The sequence below is a fragment of the Pantoea sp. M_9 genome (assembly GCF_008631385.1).
GTDB classification, from domain to species: Bacteria; Pseudomonadota; Gammaproteobacteria; order Enterobacterales; family Enterobacteriaceae; genus Pantoea; species Pantoea eucrina.
In genome coordinates this window covers 449,428-462,613 of sequence record NZ_VWUF01000002.1, presented here as the reverse complement: position 1 = coordinate 462,613, position 13,186 = coordinate 449,428, and the positions used below count along the sequence as shown (strand labels likewise).

The 13,186-nt window shown below is 54.2% G+C and carries 16 protein-coding genes; 8 read left to right on the top strand and 8 right to left on the bottom strand.

What is annotated here, in order from left to right; translation table 11 throughout:
- Positions 1 to 8: 8 nt before the first annotated feature.
- The 3 genes from F3I15_RS06000 to F3I15_RS05990 all read right to left on the bottom strand — a co-directional run bounded on the left by F3I15_RS06000 (position 9) and on the right by F3I15_RS05990 (position 2,551).
- Complete coding sequence (locus tag F3I15_RS06000) at positions 9 to 1,025, bottom strand: NAD(P)-dependent alcohol dehydrogenase (RefSeq protein ID WP_150017043.1); 1,017 nt, start codon at positions 1,023 to 1,025, stop codon at positions 9 to 11.
- Between the two features lie 186 nt (positions 1,026 to 1,211).
- A complete protein-coding gene (locus tag F3I15_RS05995) occupies positions 1,212 to 1,598 on the bottom strand; it encodes a cupin domain-containing protein (RefSeq protein ID WP_150017042.1) in 387 nt (128 codons plus the stop codon).
- A 74-nt stretch (positions 1,599 to 1,672) separates the two neighbouring features.
- Complete coding sequence (locus tag F3I15_RS05990) at positions 1,673 to 2,551, bottom strand: LysR family transcriptional regulator (protein ID WP_150017041.1); 879 nt, start codon at positions 2,549 to 2,551, stop codon at positions 1,673 to 1,675.
- 131 nt (positions 2,552 to 2,682) lie between these two features.
- Between F3I15_RS05990 and F3I15_RS05985 the strand changes: the two genes are divergently transcribed.
- Positions 2,683 to 3,858: an MFS transporter gene (locus tag F3I15_RS05985; RefSeq protein ID WP_150017040.1), complete on the top strand. Its 1,176-nt coding sequence runs from the start codon at positions 2,683 to 2,685 to the stop codon at positions 3,856 to 3,858.
- Here the strand turns inward: F3I15_RS05985 and F3I15_RS05980 are convergent.
- Entirely contained in the window at positions 3,855 to 4,790 is a 936-nt protein-coding gene (locus tag F3I15_RS05980) for a LysR family transcriptional regulator (protein ID WP_150017208.1), read from the bottom strand. The genes F3I15_RS05985 and F3I15_RS05980 overlap by 4 nt on opposite strands.
- A 123-nt stretch (positions 4,791 to 4,913) precedes the next feature.
- Between F3I15_RS05980 and F3I15_RS05975 the strand changes: the two genes are divergently transcribed.
- Positions 4,914 to 5,177 (top strand): DUF2798 domain-containing protein, encoded by a 264-nt coding sequence (locus F3I15_RS05975; RefSeq protein ID WP_040113687.1) that lies wholly within the window; start codon positions 4,914 to 4,916, stop codon positions 5,175 to 5,177.
- A gap of 24 nt (positions 5,178 to 5,201) precedes the next feature.
- Here the strand turns inward: F3I15_RS05975 and F3I15_RS05970 are convergent, their stop codons facing one another.
- The 3 genes from F3I15_RS05970 to F3I15_RS05960 form a co-directional block, all read right to left on the bottom strand.
- Complete coding sequence (locus tag F3I15_RS05970) at positions 5,202 to 6,161, bottom strand: sensor domain-containing diguanylate cyclase (RefSeq protein WP_150017039.1); 960 nt, start codon at positions 6,159 to 6,161, stop codon at positions 5,202 to 5,204.
- Between the two features lie 27 nt (positions 6,162 to 6,188).
- Positions 6,189 to 6,869, bottom strand: coding sequence for a hypothetical protein (locus tag F3I15_RS05965; RefSeq protein ID WP_150017038.1), 681 nt, complete (start codon positions 6,867 to 6,869; stop codon positions 6,189 to 6,191).
- A gap of 154 nt (positions 6,870 to 7,023) precedes the next feature.
- The gene (locus F3I15_RS05960; protein ID WP_150017037.1) at positions 7,024 to 7,794 is read right to left on the bottom strand and encodes a DeoR/GlpR family DNA-binding transcription regulator; all 771 of its coding nucleotides are present in this window, start codon (positions 7,792 to 7,794) and stop codon (positions 7,024 to 7,026) included.
- Between the two features lie 132 nt (positions 7,795 to 7,926).
- Here F3I15_RS05960 and F3I15_RS05955 point away from each other — a divergent pair, with 132 nt between their 5' ends.
- On the top strand, positions 7,927 to 9,090 hold the full coding sequence (locus tag F3I15_RS05955; RefSeq protein WP_150017036.1) for an MFS transporter: 1,164 nt from the start codon (positions 7,927 to 7,929) through the stop codon (positions 9,088 to 9,090).
- Positions 9,087 to 9,470, top strand: coding sequence for a VOC family protein (locus F3I15_RS05950; RefSeq protein WP_150017035.1), 384 nt, complete (start codon positions 9,087 to 9,089; stop codon positions 9,468 to 9,470). The genes F3I15_RS05955 and F3I15_RS05950 overlap by 4 nt, the downstream gene beginning before the upstream one ends.
- Positions 9,471 to 9,599: 129 nt before the next feature.
- On the opposite strand, the gene F3I15_RS05945 is transcribed toward F3I15_RS05950, so the two are convergent.
- A complete protein-coding gene (locus tag F3I15_RS05945; RefSeq protein ID WP_223810690.1) occupies positions 9,600 to 10,280 on the bottom strand; it encodes a DUF2268 domain-containing protein in 681 nt (226 codons plus the stop codon).
- 452 nt (positions 10,281 to 10,732) lie between these two features.
- On the opposite strand from F3I15_RS05945, the gene F3I15_RS05940 reads away from it, so the two are divergent.
- The 4 genes from F3I15_RS05940 to F3I15_RS05925 all read left to right on the top strand — a co-directional run bounded on the left by F3I15_RS05940 (position 10,733) and on the right by F3I15_RS05925 (position 12,697).
- Complete coding sequence (locus tag F3I15_RS05940; protein ID WP_150017034.1) at positions 10,733 to 11,275, top strand: cysteine hydrolase family protein; 543 nt, start codon at positions 10,733 to 10,735, stop codon at positions 11,273 to 11,275.
- 301 nt (positions 11,276 to 11,576) lie between these two features.
- On the top strand, positions 11,577 to 11,909 hold the full coding sequence (locus tag F3I15_RS05935; protein ID WP_150017033.1) for a hypothetical protein: 333 nt from the start codon (positions 11,577 to 11,579) through the stop codon (positions 11,907 to 11,909).
- A 150-nt stretch (positions 11,910 to 12,059) separates the two neighbouring features.
- A complete protein-coding gene (locus F3I15_RS05930) occupies positions 12,060 to 12,332 on the top strand; it encodes an antitoxin (protein WP_150017032.1) in 273 nt (90 codons plus the stop codon).
- A complete protein-coding gene (locus F3I15_RS05925) occupies positions 12,332 to 12,697 on the top strand; it encodes a type II toxin-antitoxin system PemK/MazF family toxin (RefSeq protein WP_150017031.1) in 366 nt (121 codons plus the stop codon). Before F3I15_RS05930 ends, F3I15_RS05925 begins: the two co-directional genes overlap by 1 nt.
- Positions 12,698 to 13,186: the final 489 nt, after the last annotated feature.

Here is a 13,186-nt window from a genome sequence, read left to right as displayed (position 1 = left end):
TCTCAGCATCAGAAATCAGCTTTCAGCACGACGCGGTAGTTCGCTTTACCGGCGCGCACATGCTCCAGCGCATCGTTGATTTTTGACATCGGGAACTCTTCTACCTGCGGCGCGATATCGGTACGCGCGGCGAGACGCATCAGCGTACGCAGCTGACCCGGCGAGCCGGTAGAGGAGCCGGTTACCGCGCGATCGCCCATGATCAGGGTAAATGCCGGAACCGGGAACGGCTTCATTACTGCGCCGACGGTATGGAACTTACCGTGCGGGGCCAGCGCTTGGAAATAGGGCTGCCAGTCGAGATCGACCGCAACCGTACTGATAATCAGGTCAAACTGACCTGCCAGCGCTTTCAGCGCTTTTGGATCGCGGCTGTTGACCACGCGATCGGCGCCCATCGCTTTAACAGACTCAGTTTTGCTGGCGTTAGAACTAAACGCGGTCACCTCTGCACCCATAGCGCGCAGCAGTTTGATGGCCATATGGCCCAGGCCGCCAATCCCGATAACGCCGACGCGGCTGTTAACGTTGATGTTGTGCATCAGCAGCGGTTTGAACACGGTAATACCACCGCAGAGCAGCGGGCCGGCTGACGTGATATCAATCGATTCCGGTAGCGGGATCACCCACTGCCAGTCCGCACGCAGATGGCTGGCGAAGCCGCCTTTGTTCATAATGGTCGGGACAGAGCCTTTTTCGCAGTTTACCTGCTCGCCGTTAATACAGGCATCGCAGTGCTGACAGCTTTTCGCCGTCCAGCCGATGCCCACGCGCTGGCCCACTTTCAGCCCTTTGTTTTGCGCTGCGTCGCCCAGCTCGCTGATGCGGCCGATAACTTCATGCCCGGCAATGACCGGGAAAGAGGAGATACCCCACTCATTGTCGATCATAGAGAGATCGGAGTGGCAGACGCCACAGTAGTCCACTTCGACCATCACCTCTTCCGCGCTCAGCGGACCAGCTTCATATTCGTGCGGCACCAGTGCTTCGCCCGCTTTCATCGCGGCATAGCTTTTGATTTTCATTCCAGTCCTCTGTTTTTTAGTTGCGACCCGGCAAGTTTAGCAGAGGCGCCGTGATGATTTAGGCGAGCAACCAGGCAACCAGCCCGATCAAAAACGCTGCGGGGCGCAAAAAGCATTAAGGGTTAAAGCGAACCGGGTGCAGTGCGGCGCTGTTACGCCTCCGGTCACTCTCCACCCGAATTTATGCTAAAACTCCGGCTCTTCACCCGGCAGCGACTCGGAGAGCGACTGCCCCTCTGCCCCGGCATAAAAAATAATCAGCTCGGTCGCCTGCTCAGCGGTATAGCCGCGATGCGCACTGTTAACCGTCTCATTCAGCGCTTCACCGGCATTGAAATGCTGACGCCTGCCGCTCTCTTTATCTTCAATAATCAGCTGGCCGGACAGCACGTAAGCCGTGTTGGGCATGGGATGCGTATGCCACGGCAGTTCACTGTGGGGCGGCAGCGACATGCGCATAACGGAAATCTGTGGTTTGCCTGACGGATAGCAGTCGTAAGCCTGACCGTTCCATGCGGTGCCGCTCTCGGACACCAGTTCATGCACGATTTCGCTGTTTTTTGAGTTCGTCATCTTTTCTCCTGTTACTTTGCGCGTTACCGGAGTGTAGAACATTGCTGCGCTTACCGACGCGCGCTGCACGTTGCTCAGCGTTCAAGCTGCTCCCGGCATTCGCTGAAGAGCCCGATAAGATGATCGGCCACCGCGCGTACCCGACCGGAGGTTGCCAGATCGGCGTGCATTACCAGCCACAGCGGCTGATCGGCACTGCTGTCACGCTGCAGGCAATGCAAACCGCTGGCTCTGGCCATAAAGTGCGGCAACACGCCAACGCCCAGTCCGGCCGTCACCGCCGCAACCTGCGCGGTCAGCGTGTTGGCTTCCAGCCGGCAGGGCCTGCCGCGCAGCACGCGCCTGATCCAGCGGGCGGCGGGCAGATGCTGGTGTGATTCAGACCAGCCGATACAGGGCGCTTCATTAAGGGTAAACGGTGCTGAAGCGTGCAGTAATGACGGGGCCGTATACAGGCCGAATCCCAGGGTTCCCAGCCGTCTGATAGTCAGATTGCCCGCCTCAGGGCGAACCAGACGAATCGCCAGATCGGCCTCTCTGCGATGCAGATTGACCGACTGCACCCCGCTCAGCACCTCCAGCCGAAGCGCCGGATGCGTCTGCAGCAGAGAAGGCAGTGATGGCAGAATGAAATGGGTGGCCAGATTATCCGACGTTGCCAGCCGTACCAGTCCGGCCACCGCTCCCTGCAGCTGCGCTTTTTCCGTCACCGCCCGCCCCGCCTCTTCCAGCGCCTCCGCCCGCTCCAGCAGCGCTTCGCCATCATCCGTCAGCCGGTATCCGCTCTGATGCCGGCTGAACAGCGGCAGCCCCAGCGACTGCTCAAGCCGGTCCAGCTTTCTGGAGACGGTCGCGATGCCGGTTTCCAGCGCACTGGCAGCGCCGCTCAGCGTTCCGGCGCGGGCGATTGCCAGAAAGATCCTGATGTCATCCCAGTAAAATTCACTTTTCATAGTTTCCATTTATGGAAAATAGCCTTCCATTCTCCGCACTGTTTTCCCGCTTTCGATCAGATGATACTGCGCATCCCCGGGAAGTTAAACCGGATAAGAATTCCGGAATCTGAACATAAGGAGATTGCACCATGAATGACACCGTTATTGCTCCGCACGCTGTGCCGGCACGTAACTGGATTGCTATTGCCGCGCTCGGCCTCAGCGCTTTTACTATCGTCACCAGCGAGCTGGCGCCGGTAGGGATGCTGAATGCCTTGGCAAACGATCTGCACCAGCCTGCTGCCACTACCGGACTGATCGTTACCGCCTATGGCTGGGTCGCTGCGCTGGCTGCACTCTGCTCCGGCATGCTGCCGGCACGTACGCCGCGCAAGGCGCTGCTGGTGGGATTAATGGTGATTCTGGCGGCTTCCTGTCTGATGGCGATGCGTGCTTACGCTCTGCCCGCGCTAATGAGCGCCCGCATTACCGGTGCGCTGGCCCATGGCGTATTCTGGGCGCTGATTGGCACCGTTGCCGCCCGGCTGGTACCGGCCAGCAGGCTGGGACTGGCGACATCAGTGATATTTGGCGGCGTCTCAGCCGCCAGCGTGCTGGGCGTGCCGCTTGCCAGTTTTATGGCTGCTGCTGCCGGCTGGCGCAGCGCGTTCAGTGCCATTGCGCTGCTTGCACTGGCCGCCGCCGTGGTTCTCTGGCGCACGCTTCCGGCTCTGACGCCGCCTGCCCCCTTAAAACTGAACGACTATCTGGCTATTTTTCGTCATCGCACGCTACTGACGCTGTTTGGCGCAACGGCGGCCATCATCACCGCGCACTTTGCCGCGTTCACCTATATCGATCCGCTGCTGACGTCAAAACAGGGTATTGCCCCTGCTGCGGTTTCCGCTCTGCTGCTGGTGGCTGGCATCGCCAGCGTAGCGGGCAATATCATCGCCGGAAAGCTAATCGATCGGCATCTCAGGAGCCTGATTCTTTCAGCGCTGCTGTTAAGCGCGCTGGCGCTGGGCGCACTCAGCATCGCCGCGTTGCCGCACGGCCTGACCGTGCTGCTGCTGGCACTCTGGAGCACCGGGATCGCGGTGATATTCGTCGGGCTGCAGACCTGGCTGTTGCGCAGCGCCGGTACGGCCGCGCAGCCCGCTTCTGCGCTCTATGTCGCGATATTTAACGCCGCCATCGGCAGCGGTGCGCTGGCGGGAGGGCACCTGGCTGAGCTTATCGGCCTGCAGAAGATGGTGCTGATGGCAGCAGCAGTGATGCTCGTCAGCAGCCTGTTTCTGCTGCGGCTGCGCGCTCCGCGCTAATCACCCCGGAGCGGCGCGGATAACATTTTTTCATCTGTGGCAACCGCCGCCGCAATGTAATCAATAAACGCCCTGACTTTTGCGCTCAGGGCGGAACGCTCACTGACACAGGCGTAAATGATCATCGGCAGCGACTGAATCGTCTGTTTGTCGTCAGTAAACAGCGGGATTAGCTGGCCGCTGGCGATCAGCGGCCGGGCGACAAAGCTTGCCAGCCGTGCGATTCCGCCACCGCTGATGGCAATTCTGGCAATAATATCGATATCGTCACTGATAAAACGGGGATTCAGCCGGGCGGTAACCATCTCCCCGTCTGCGCTAAAACTCCAGGGAAGAAATCGGCCATCTGTCGGATAACGAAACACCAGACAGGCGTGCTCGCTCAGCTCATCAATGCGTTGCGGAGTACCTGCACGGGAGAGATAAGCGGGCGCCGCACAGAAAATAAACGGCAGGGATGCAATTTTTCGCGCCACCAGCCGATCGTTCAGCTGCGCCTCGATGCGCAGGCTGACGTCGATGTTTTCCAGCCGGTGATCGACATCACGATCGGTAGCGATCAGTTCTATGTCGATTCCAGGGAACATCTCATTAAAAGCCGGCATAAGCGGGGCAACCACGTAGCGGCCAAACGCCGCGGTGGTGGCGATGCGCAGCGGGCCCTGCGGTCCGATTTCCACAGCGGCAGCCTGCGCAGCAAGCGCAATATCAACCGGAATATGGCGGACTTTGGCGTAATAACGCTGACCGCTTTCCGTCAGAACCATACTGCGCGTGGTGCGCGAAAGCAGGCGCACGCCGAGGTGCGTTTCGAGCCGGGCAAGGCTCTGGCTTACGGCTGCAGCACTCATTCCTCTGGCGCGGGCAGCAGCGGCAATAGTGCCGTTTTCCACTACGCGAACAAAATTGTCGATCAACCCCAGCATATCCATCAGCGGCCCGCTCTTTTCGTAAATATTACTTAGCAATGATTAAAGCACAGCTGTGCTGTTTTTGTCCGGCACAGACCCGTAAGGTAGCCGCTGTTTCTAAACTTACCGGTCAGGAGAGATCTTATGATTAAAGCCATTGCGTCAGCTGGCGTGCGCTTACGGCTGCCACATCGGGTTACCCCTTATATATTTTCTCTGTACATGGCGACCATTATGGCGTTTCTGATGAGCCTGGTTATTACGCTGGCAGAGTCTGGTCCAGGCCCGCATTATATGACAAATGTGATGAATGCCTATCAGGTGGCGATGCCAGCTGCCTTTGTCTGCATTCTGCTTGTACGTCCGGTGGTTATCCGGCTGGTGGCGCTAACCGTGCACGGCCATTGAGATCCGGCACAACTGGCCGCGTGTTTATCGCGGCCTTTTGCGACGCTTTTCGGCATACATCACGCTGTCGCTCTCGCCGATCATTTCCGCGAGCGAGGCATATCTGCCTGCCTCACTGGCAATCATGCCGAAGGAGTAGTTGATATTGTAGGGTTTAGCCGCCTGCTGATTCCACGCTGACAGCGCCTCATGCAGCCGGCACAGGTAAGCTTTGGCATCGCTTTGCCGGGCCAGCAATACAGCGAACTCATCGCCGCCGAGACGGCCTACAATGTCATCCGGTCCGAGCTGCTGATAAAGTAGTGCAGCGAAGATTTTCAGCACGTTGTCGCCTTCTGCATGCCCCCACAGGTCATTGATAGGCTTAAATTTGTCGAGGTCAAAATAGAGAATGGCAAAGTCGTGATCCTGCTGCTGCAGTCGCTGAAACCGCTTTTCTCCCATCGCATAAAACCCGCGCCGGTTGGGAATATCCGTCAGGCTGTCTACCATCGCGATCTGCGTGACCTGAAATTCATCTTCGACAATTGCCGCCACATCTTTCATCGCGGCAATGTCGTCACCGGTAAAACGGCGCGGTTCGCTGTTGGCCAGACACAAAGTACCGGCAACGGCACCATCGGGCAGCCGCACCGGATACCCCACATAAAAACGGATAAATGGCGTGCCGGTAACCAGCGGATTATCATAAAACCGCGCATCTTCGCGCGCGTCTGTGATAATCAGCGGCTCATCCAGCATAATGGCATGCGCACACAGAGAGATGTCGCGTTTCATCTCGCGACCGTTAATCCCCTGACACGCCAGCGTCCACTGACGATCGCGATCGATAAGGTTGATCAGCGCTATCGGTACCTGGAACAGCCGGCGGGAAATGCGAGTCAGTCGTTCAAAGCGCTCATCGTCCTGCGTATCCAGCAGGCCAAGTTTGTGGAGCGACTTCAGCCGCACAGCTTCATTTTCCGGCATTCCCGGCAATTTCATAGCAACCTCTTCTCTTTTCGCCCTGGACTATTTTAAGGGATAGCACTCTGTCCAGTTGTAGTTAGTTTTCACCAGCGTCAGTTCCCCGGCTACAGCGCCGAACGTGGCGGCCTGATGCTTAAAGAAAAACGCGCGCACAGGTTCAGGTAAAAACGCCGCCCCGTAGCGCAGCAGCGTGCTGTGCCAGAAAGGAGCCGGCAGCGCTCTGCCGGCATGGCGCATCAGGAGTTCATTTTTCCACTGAGAATCGAGCACCTTTGCACAGAACTGCTCGCGCAGCGCCAGCGCAGGATGTGCCGGGATCCCCGCCAGCAAAAGCTGATCGGGTAACGCGACCAGCCGCAGATGCGTAATCACCACTTTTTCCGCTGCAAATTCACGCCAGATAGCCATTAACTGATCCACTTTCGCTGGCAGTGGCTCATCTGCGTGATAGAGCGGCAGAGTCAGAGGTAAGAAAGTAAAATGCAAACCACAGGCGGGCAATGTATCGGCAAGCCGGTCACCTGCGGTGAGCTGAGTTAATTGCGTAATAAGACGTGAAATATCTGAGGTCACAGAGGGCCGTATGCCCGTTGCCAGCGCGAGCCGGGTCGGATCGTAGTAGTTTTCCTTCCTGACCTTCCCGATACCTGCATTTTCCGCCCACACTGCCGCAGTATTGTTATTTACAGCGTGATATCTGTTTTGCAGACTTATTGTGTTCATGGCAACCCTTCAGGCATTAATTTAAGCATCGGCTTGTGGTCATATATTTGTCAGAAACAACGACTAATGACCTGGGCCTGGCGGATTGCTGACTTTGTATACTCAGACATCACCTTTGTCGGTTCTTATAGCACGCAGAATAAATATACTAAAATCAGACAGATAAAATTTTCATATGTTCCGACAGGAGGTTTATACCGGTCGCTTCAGCGCTTTCCCCCTCAATAACCAAAATATCTATCTCCTCACAGCTGGCAACTAAAAATCTTGCAACGCCAGGTATCTTTTCTGCTGTCAGTCCGACGATAATCTGCTCACTCCGGGCTATTGCTGCTTTTTTAAATTCGCAATCTTCATACTCAAAACCAGTCAATCCGGCTTCCGCGCTCATTGCACACCCGCCGATAAAGGCCTGGTCGAACATGATGTTTTTCAATTGCGCTATTGCCGTATTTCCTGCACAACCGCCGCTTACTTTTTGAATACGCCCGCCCAGCATAATGACTTCTGCATTAGGGTGCTTTAATAGCGCTGCTGCGACATCAGGTGCATTCGTAACTATCGTTATGGCTAACTCTATAGGTATAAACTTAGTTATTGCCAGATTAGTACTGCCTGCATCGATAAAAATACAGCTGCCCTCAACAATCAGACTTGCACATTTCTGCGCGATTAAGTCTTTTCTTGACAGGTGTTGCTCTTTTCGCAGGGAGAGGCTTCCTGCATCAGGGAGCAGCAGCACCGCTCCCCCATAAACCTTTTTGCAAACCCCTTCTTTACTTAATTCATGAAGATCACGCCGGATAGTATGCTCTGAAACCCCGATTTCCCGGGCGAGTTCAGCACACACGACTCTTCCGTTATCGCGCAATATTTGCCTGATAAAGTCTTGTCGCCGATCGGGAAAAGCTGCATAATCGAGCAATAATCACCTCTGTAATTCTCAATAAAGAGCCACATTGAGCATGATCGTGCAGACGCTATACATTGTCAATGTATGTCCTGCCGGCAGCATGCCATGTATCTGACACCATCAGATTTCACAATGAGGAACATAATGAATCAAAAGTTATACCGAATCTCTCCCAGCCGGGCTACCCGGCTAACTTTTTTCATTGCCGGGTTCATTACAGCGACATGGGCTGTTCTGGTGCCCTATGCACGTATTAATACCGGTGTAAATGAAGCGACGCTAGGCTCTTTGCTGTTGTGTCTTGGGTTGGGTGCTTTGATTGCCATGCCAGTAACAGGCTTACTGACCAGCCGCTTTGGTTGTCGCAGCGTTATTGTGGCGGCTATCGCATTAGTTATTGTCAGCACACCTCTGCTGGCTATGATTAACAATCCGTTGCTTCTGGGCGTTGTGCTGCTGTTTTTTGGCACAGGCCTGGGCGTGACAGACTGCGCCATGAATATTCAGGCGATCCTGGTGGAAAAAGAGGCGCCTGCTCCGCTGATGTCCGGTTTTCACGGCATGTACAGTTTTGGCGGTATTGCTGGTGCAGGTTTGATGACCTTGCTTCTGTCTGCGGATCTTAGTGTTGTTACTGCTACCCTCTTCATCGTACTCATTGTGATTGTTTTAGCTTTACTGAGCTATCCGGGTTTGCTGACTTTTGCTAACCCTAAAGAAGGACCGGCATTTGCTGTACCTCACGGCGTTGTTCTGACGCTGGGAATGGTCTGTTTATTAGTGTTCCTGACTGAAGGCACTGTTCTTGACTGGAGCGCAATCTATCTGACACAGGTAAGAGACATGCCTGAATCATTGGGTGGGCTTGGATATACCTGCTTTGCTATTGCTATGACAGCGGTCCGGCTCACAGGGGATCGGGTGGTAAAATATCTTGGTCAATTAGCTGTCGTTGTAGGCGGATCGCTGACTGCGGCTATTGGGCTGGCTCTGATTACGTTCATACCATCATGGTACCTGTCGCTATTTGGCTATATTCTAATCGGCGCAGGGTGTGCAAATATTGTCCCGGTGATGTTTTCGGCCGTGGGTCAGCAGAGCGTTATGCCTCAATCCGTAGCTGTTCCGGCAATAACGACGATGGGTTATATGGGCGTATTAAGTGGGCCTGCTATCATCGGTTTTGTCGCTCATTTTAGTTCTCTTGCGCTGGCTTTCTCAGTGATTACAGCTTTAATGCTGTTTGTTAGTGCAATATCATTCACACTCAACCTTAGCCGGAAAAATTCCCCAGGAGCGAATAAATGAAAATTTCACATTTAGCTTTATGGACGGGAGATATTGAAGCACAAAAAATATTCTGGCGAGACTATTTTGGCGGAACGCCTAATGAGTTATATATCAGCAAAAACCGGCCCGGTTTTTCTTCTTATTTTATCAGCTTAAGTGAAGGACCCACTATTGAGCTAATGAACCTGAAGGGTATAGCAGAGGGACAACACGGTACAGAGCTTACCGGCTGGGCTCATGTTGCTATCGACGTTGGCTCCCGCCATCGGGTGGATGAAATGGTTATTAAAGCATCTGAAAATGGAATTTTAGTGAGTCCGGCTCGCCTCACAGGTGATGGTTATTATGAAGCTATCATCAGGGATCCTGATAGCAACCTTATTGAAATTTTGGGTTAAATTTATTGAATTTTTGTGAGTAATAACCGGCTTATACTTCAGCCGCATTACCTTTTTTATTGTCAAAACCAGAACGTCCGTTTTTCCCTGCAAAGCGGACGTTCTGAATAAACAGGACACGGATATTTTTTAAATGTACATCCTTAACTCCTCAACGCTAATATCTGCCAGCGCTGAAGCTTTCAGATGCGGAGAGGCTGCCAGATATCTGGAAATCAGCTCAAAGCCTGCGGTGTATCCCAGCCACTTTGGTAAATCGCCGGTTCCGTAAAACCAGGCATTGTGATCGTAATCGGTGCGATGCCAGCTGTCATGCAGTTGCCGGGCAAAGGATTGCATAATATCTGAGTTGAGGCTTTCCCAGAGTTCAGGTTTCCCGCCTAAAAGCTCGAGAGAAAAGTGTCCGGCAAGCCCTTCAGAAACGATAGCTTCCCCTAACGTTGAGCCATATCCGGGCCCTGCCCATCTGGCCGCATGGTGCAGTTCATGAGCAAACATTCGCTCAAGCGAGTGCGCTTCATTTTTACAGAATGCCGGGTTTTCAGGATCGACCGTTAAATAGATAACGCCTGGCTCAGGACAAAAACCCGTATGCCCTTTTTCAGGGATCACAAACTTTCCGGCTTTAACCACCACATCCAGCGAAGGAACCGGCATCAGCCGCTGAGCTTTTTCATAGGTAGCGGTCAGGCTGGCCTGAAGCCATTCACGGTGAGCGGTGAGTTTTTTCTGAGCATTCAGAATATGCAGGGTTATGTGAGGCATGTCAGCACCATCCAAAAACGAGAGTATATATCCGCCTGCCAGCAAACATACAGCGAATATCCTGATGCACCATTGCAGATCGCGCTGTCTGCTTCTGACGCAAAGCCCGCCTTTTACGCAGTGATGCTATATCAGACATTATCAGGTGGCCTTATGTGAAAAACGGAAGTCATATTACCGTGCATTATCTGGCCTGGATTTCACAGGAAAAAAACGATATCAGTCAACGGACATATCTGTTGTAACAGGTGAGTTATGGTGTTGAAACCAGAAAAAAGCTTTTTTAAGTTATTATGTTTCCTCTTACTGTCACCAACTTATAAGCGAAAACCAGGCGATGATTAAGTCAGTTCAGTCAACAACCACCGTCACAACCACCGGCACCTTCGGCGGCGTGAGCGCATCTGTGACTGGCACCTGACAAAACAGACTCTGACTCCCCGCCAGACCGGACGGGGAAACGATCTCTCCGTTCATAACTTACCGAATGGAGATATATTATGATTTCTGAAAATGCGCTTTTAATTATCGATATGCAGCACGGGCTTTTTCGCGGGCCGGTTTTCCCCTATTCCGCGGCGTCTGTACTCTCGAATATCTGTCTGCTGATTGAAAAAGCCAGGCGGGCTCAGGTACCCATCTTTTTTGCGCGCCATACCGGACCTGATGACTCCCCTTTCTCAGAGCAGGGGCCGTTAACCCGGCTTATACCTGAAATGAACGTGCACGCCGAGCGTGATGTCGTGTTTATTAAAAAGCATCCCAGCTGTTTTCAGAATACGGACCTGCAGCATCAGCTCAGCCAGCGAGGTATCAGGGAACTGGTTATCGCCGGGATGAAAACAGAATTTTGTGTGGACACGACCTGCCGTGCAGCGTCGGAACGCGGATTCAGGACAGTGCTGATTTCAAATGCGCATACAACAATGGATAACTGCTGCCTGTCAGCTAAAGAGATCGTCAGCCATCATAATGTCACGCTGGCTGGCCCGTTTGTTACGCTATCCACTGCGGCCGACTGGAACGTTATCGGGAAATGAGTATTAACTGTAGCCGCCCGCAGGGCGGCTGAAGACACTACGCTTAACGTATAGAACAATCCGATCTATCGGCCAGTGTCCGCTATGAGCGAAAAGCGGACGTCAGTATCAAAAAGCTGATAGCTCCCTCCGGCTCCCCGGCGCTGCCGGGTTGTCAGCCCCACTCCGCTAACCGGCTGTGCCGGTAAGCTCCGTCGAATCCCTCCTGAGTTCGGGCCTGCCGGCCAGGGTCTGATGGCTGACGGCCAGGTCAATCCCTGGAGCGGGCTTTCGCCCGCGCATTCACTGGCCACAAAAAGACGTGGCCGCTGAGGTCCGGCCCGGCACACCGTGGTGTGCCGTTCCGGGGTTCAAGGGCAAAAAACATTTTCAGATCCTGTTCAGACGCTTCAGCGCCGAAATGTCGGCCGAAGCCACAGGCGTCAGCGCCACGCTGGCAGTGTTGAAATGCCTGGCCTGGCAGACGTGGAGTGAAAACGGCAATGATCCGCTGAGCGGTAAGCCTAACCAGCTTGAAAGCGCCCGATACTTGATGAAAAGGGCGTTATCTGTCTGGCTGTGGCCTGAATTACTGTGGTACAGGCAGCAGATCGCCCTTTATGAAAGTCTAAATTGCGAACGAAAAAATGATTAAAAAAACAGCTGCGAGGTGTGATTTAGTATCACTCTGTGGTAAAGTGTGTGTTACTAAGTCACACACTGGAGGGCGTATGGCATCAACAAGACTTCGTCAGCAGGGCGGGGCCGTCGTGCTGACTATTCCAGGCGNCACACTGGAGGGCGTATGGCATCAACAAGACTTCGTCAGCAGGGCGGGGCCGTCGTGCTGACTATTCCAGGCGACATCGCGGCAAGAGCGGGCTGGACGGTTGGCATTGAGCTGGACGTAACCGCAGAGGGCGAATCAGTGAACATTGTGCCGGTTGCGCGTGTGCCGCGCGGTCGTCGCACCGTGGCGCAACTGCTGGCCGGTATCGATCAGCAGGAAATTCAGGATTACAACGAAGAAACCGCTGACGGCCTGAACGATGTGCCGCAGGGCAGGGAACTTATCTGATGGTTTCAAGGAGAGTACCGCAGAAAGGAGAAATCTGGCACGTTAATGGCGATCCGGTGGAAGGGCGCGAATTTAAAGGGCCGCATTACTATCTGGTTATCTCGCAGCGCGTGCTGGTTGCGGCGCTGGGAACGGCAGTTTGTGTCCCAGTGACAAGCGGCGGCGGCGCGTCACGCTCGCAGGGCGTAACTGTGTACCTGGATGGCAATAGCACGGATACAGGGAAAGTGACTGGCGTGGCATTGTGTTACCAGTTGCGCTCACTCGATCTGACAGCGCGGAGGGCAAGCTATGCCGCCACGGTTGAGCCACATGTAATGGATGAGATACTGTCCCTGGTGGTTGATCTTATTGATCCACGTTAAATATCGCTGAGCTAGCCAGCCCCGGAAGGGGCTTTTTTATGAACGCATATTATACCTGCCCGCCTGAAAAGCGGGCGGCCCTGCGGGCCGGGAAAAGACGGTGCTGACGCACCATCTCTCTCCCTTCGGCTGCGCTTTTTCTCTCCGGGACGCTGCCTTACGGTCTTCTCTCTCTGCTTACTGCTACTGTTAGTCCTTTTTCTGTGCTGCAGCTGATTCTCCGACTTCTGCTCTCTGAAGGTCAACGGCATTAACAGCCTGATGGCGCTGCCGGGTCGTCAGCCCCACTCCGCTAACCGGCTGTGCCGGTAAGCTCCGCCGGATCGCGAAGCGTTCCGGGCCTGCCGGCCAGGGTCTGATGGCAACGGCAAAGTTAGCCTCAGCAGCCTGCTTAGCGTCCGCTATGAGCGAGAAGCGTGCTTTATACGTTTATCGTAAAGTTTGTCATTCAGGCAGAGCGTTGCCTCTGACTGGTCTGCGGCATGAGAG

Excerpts from the sequence above, each read along its gene's own strand:
- F3I15_RS06000 (WP_150017043.1), bottom strand. The coding sequence starts at position 1,025 with ATGAAAATCAAAAGCTATGCCGCGATGAAAGCGGGCGAAGCACTGGTG.
- F3I15_RS05995 (WP_150017042.1), bottom strand. The coding sequence starts at position 1,598 with ATGACGAACTCAAAAAACAGCGAAATCGTGCATGAACTGGTGTCCGAG.
- F3I15_RS05990 (WP_150017041.1), bottom strand. The coding sequence starts at position 2,551 with ATGAAAAGTGAATTTTACTGGGATGACATCAGGATCTTTCTGGCAATC.
- F3I15_RS05985 (WP_150017040.1), top strand. The coding sequence starts at position 2,683 with ATGAATGACACCGTTATTGCTCCGCACGCTGTGCCGGCACGTAACTGG.
- F3I15_RS05980 (WP_150017208.1), bottom strand. The coding sequence starts at position 4,790 with ATGGATATGCTGGGGTTGATCGACAATTTTGTTCGCGTAGTGGAAAAC.
- F3I15_RS05975 (WP_040113687.1), top strand. The coding sequence starts at position 4,914 with ATGATTAAAGCCATTGCGTCAGCTGGCGTGCGCTTACGGCTGCCACAT.
- F3I15_RS05970 (WP_150017039.1), bottom strand. The coding sequence starts at position 6,161 with ATGAAATTGCCGGGAATGCCGGAAAATGAAGCTGTGCGGCTGAAGTCG.
- F3I15_RS05965 (WP_150017038.1), bottom strand. The coding sequence starts at position 6,869 with ATGAACACAATAAGTCTGCAAAACAGATATCACGCTGTAAATAACAAT.
- F3I15_RS05955 (WP_150017036.1), top strand. The coding sequence starts at position 7,927 with ATGAATCAAAAGTTATACCGAATCTCTCCCAGCCGGGCTACCCGGCTA.
- F3I15_RS05950 (WP_150017035.1), top strand. The coding sequence starts at position 9,087 with ATGAAAATTTCACATTTAGCTTTATGGACGGGAGATATTGAAGCACAA.
- F3I15_RS05930 (WP_150017032.1), top strand. The coding sequence starts at position 12,060 with ATGGCATCAACAAGACTTCGTCAGCAGGGCGGGGCCGTCGTGCTGACT.
- F3I15_RS05925 (WP_150017031.1), top strand. The coding sequence starts at position 12,332 with ATGGTTTCAAGGAGAGTACCGCAGAAAGGAGAAATCTGGCACGTTAAT.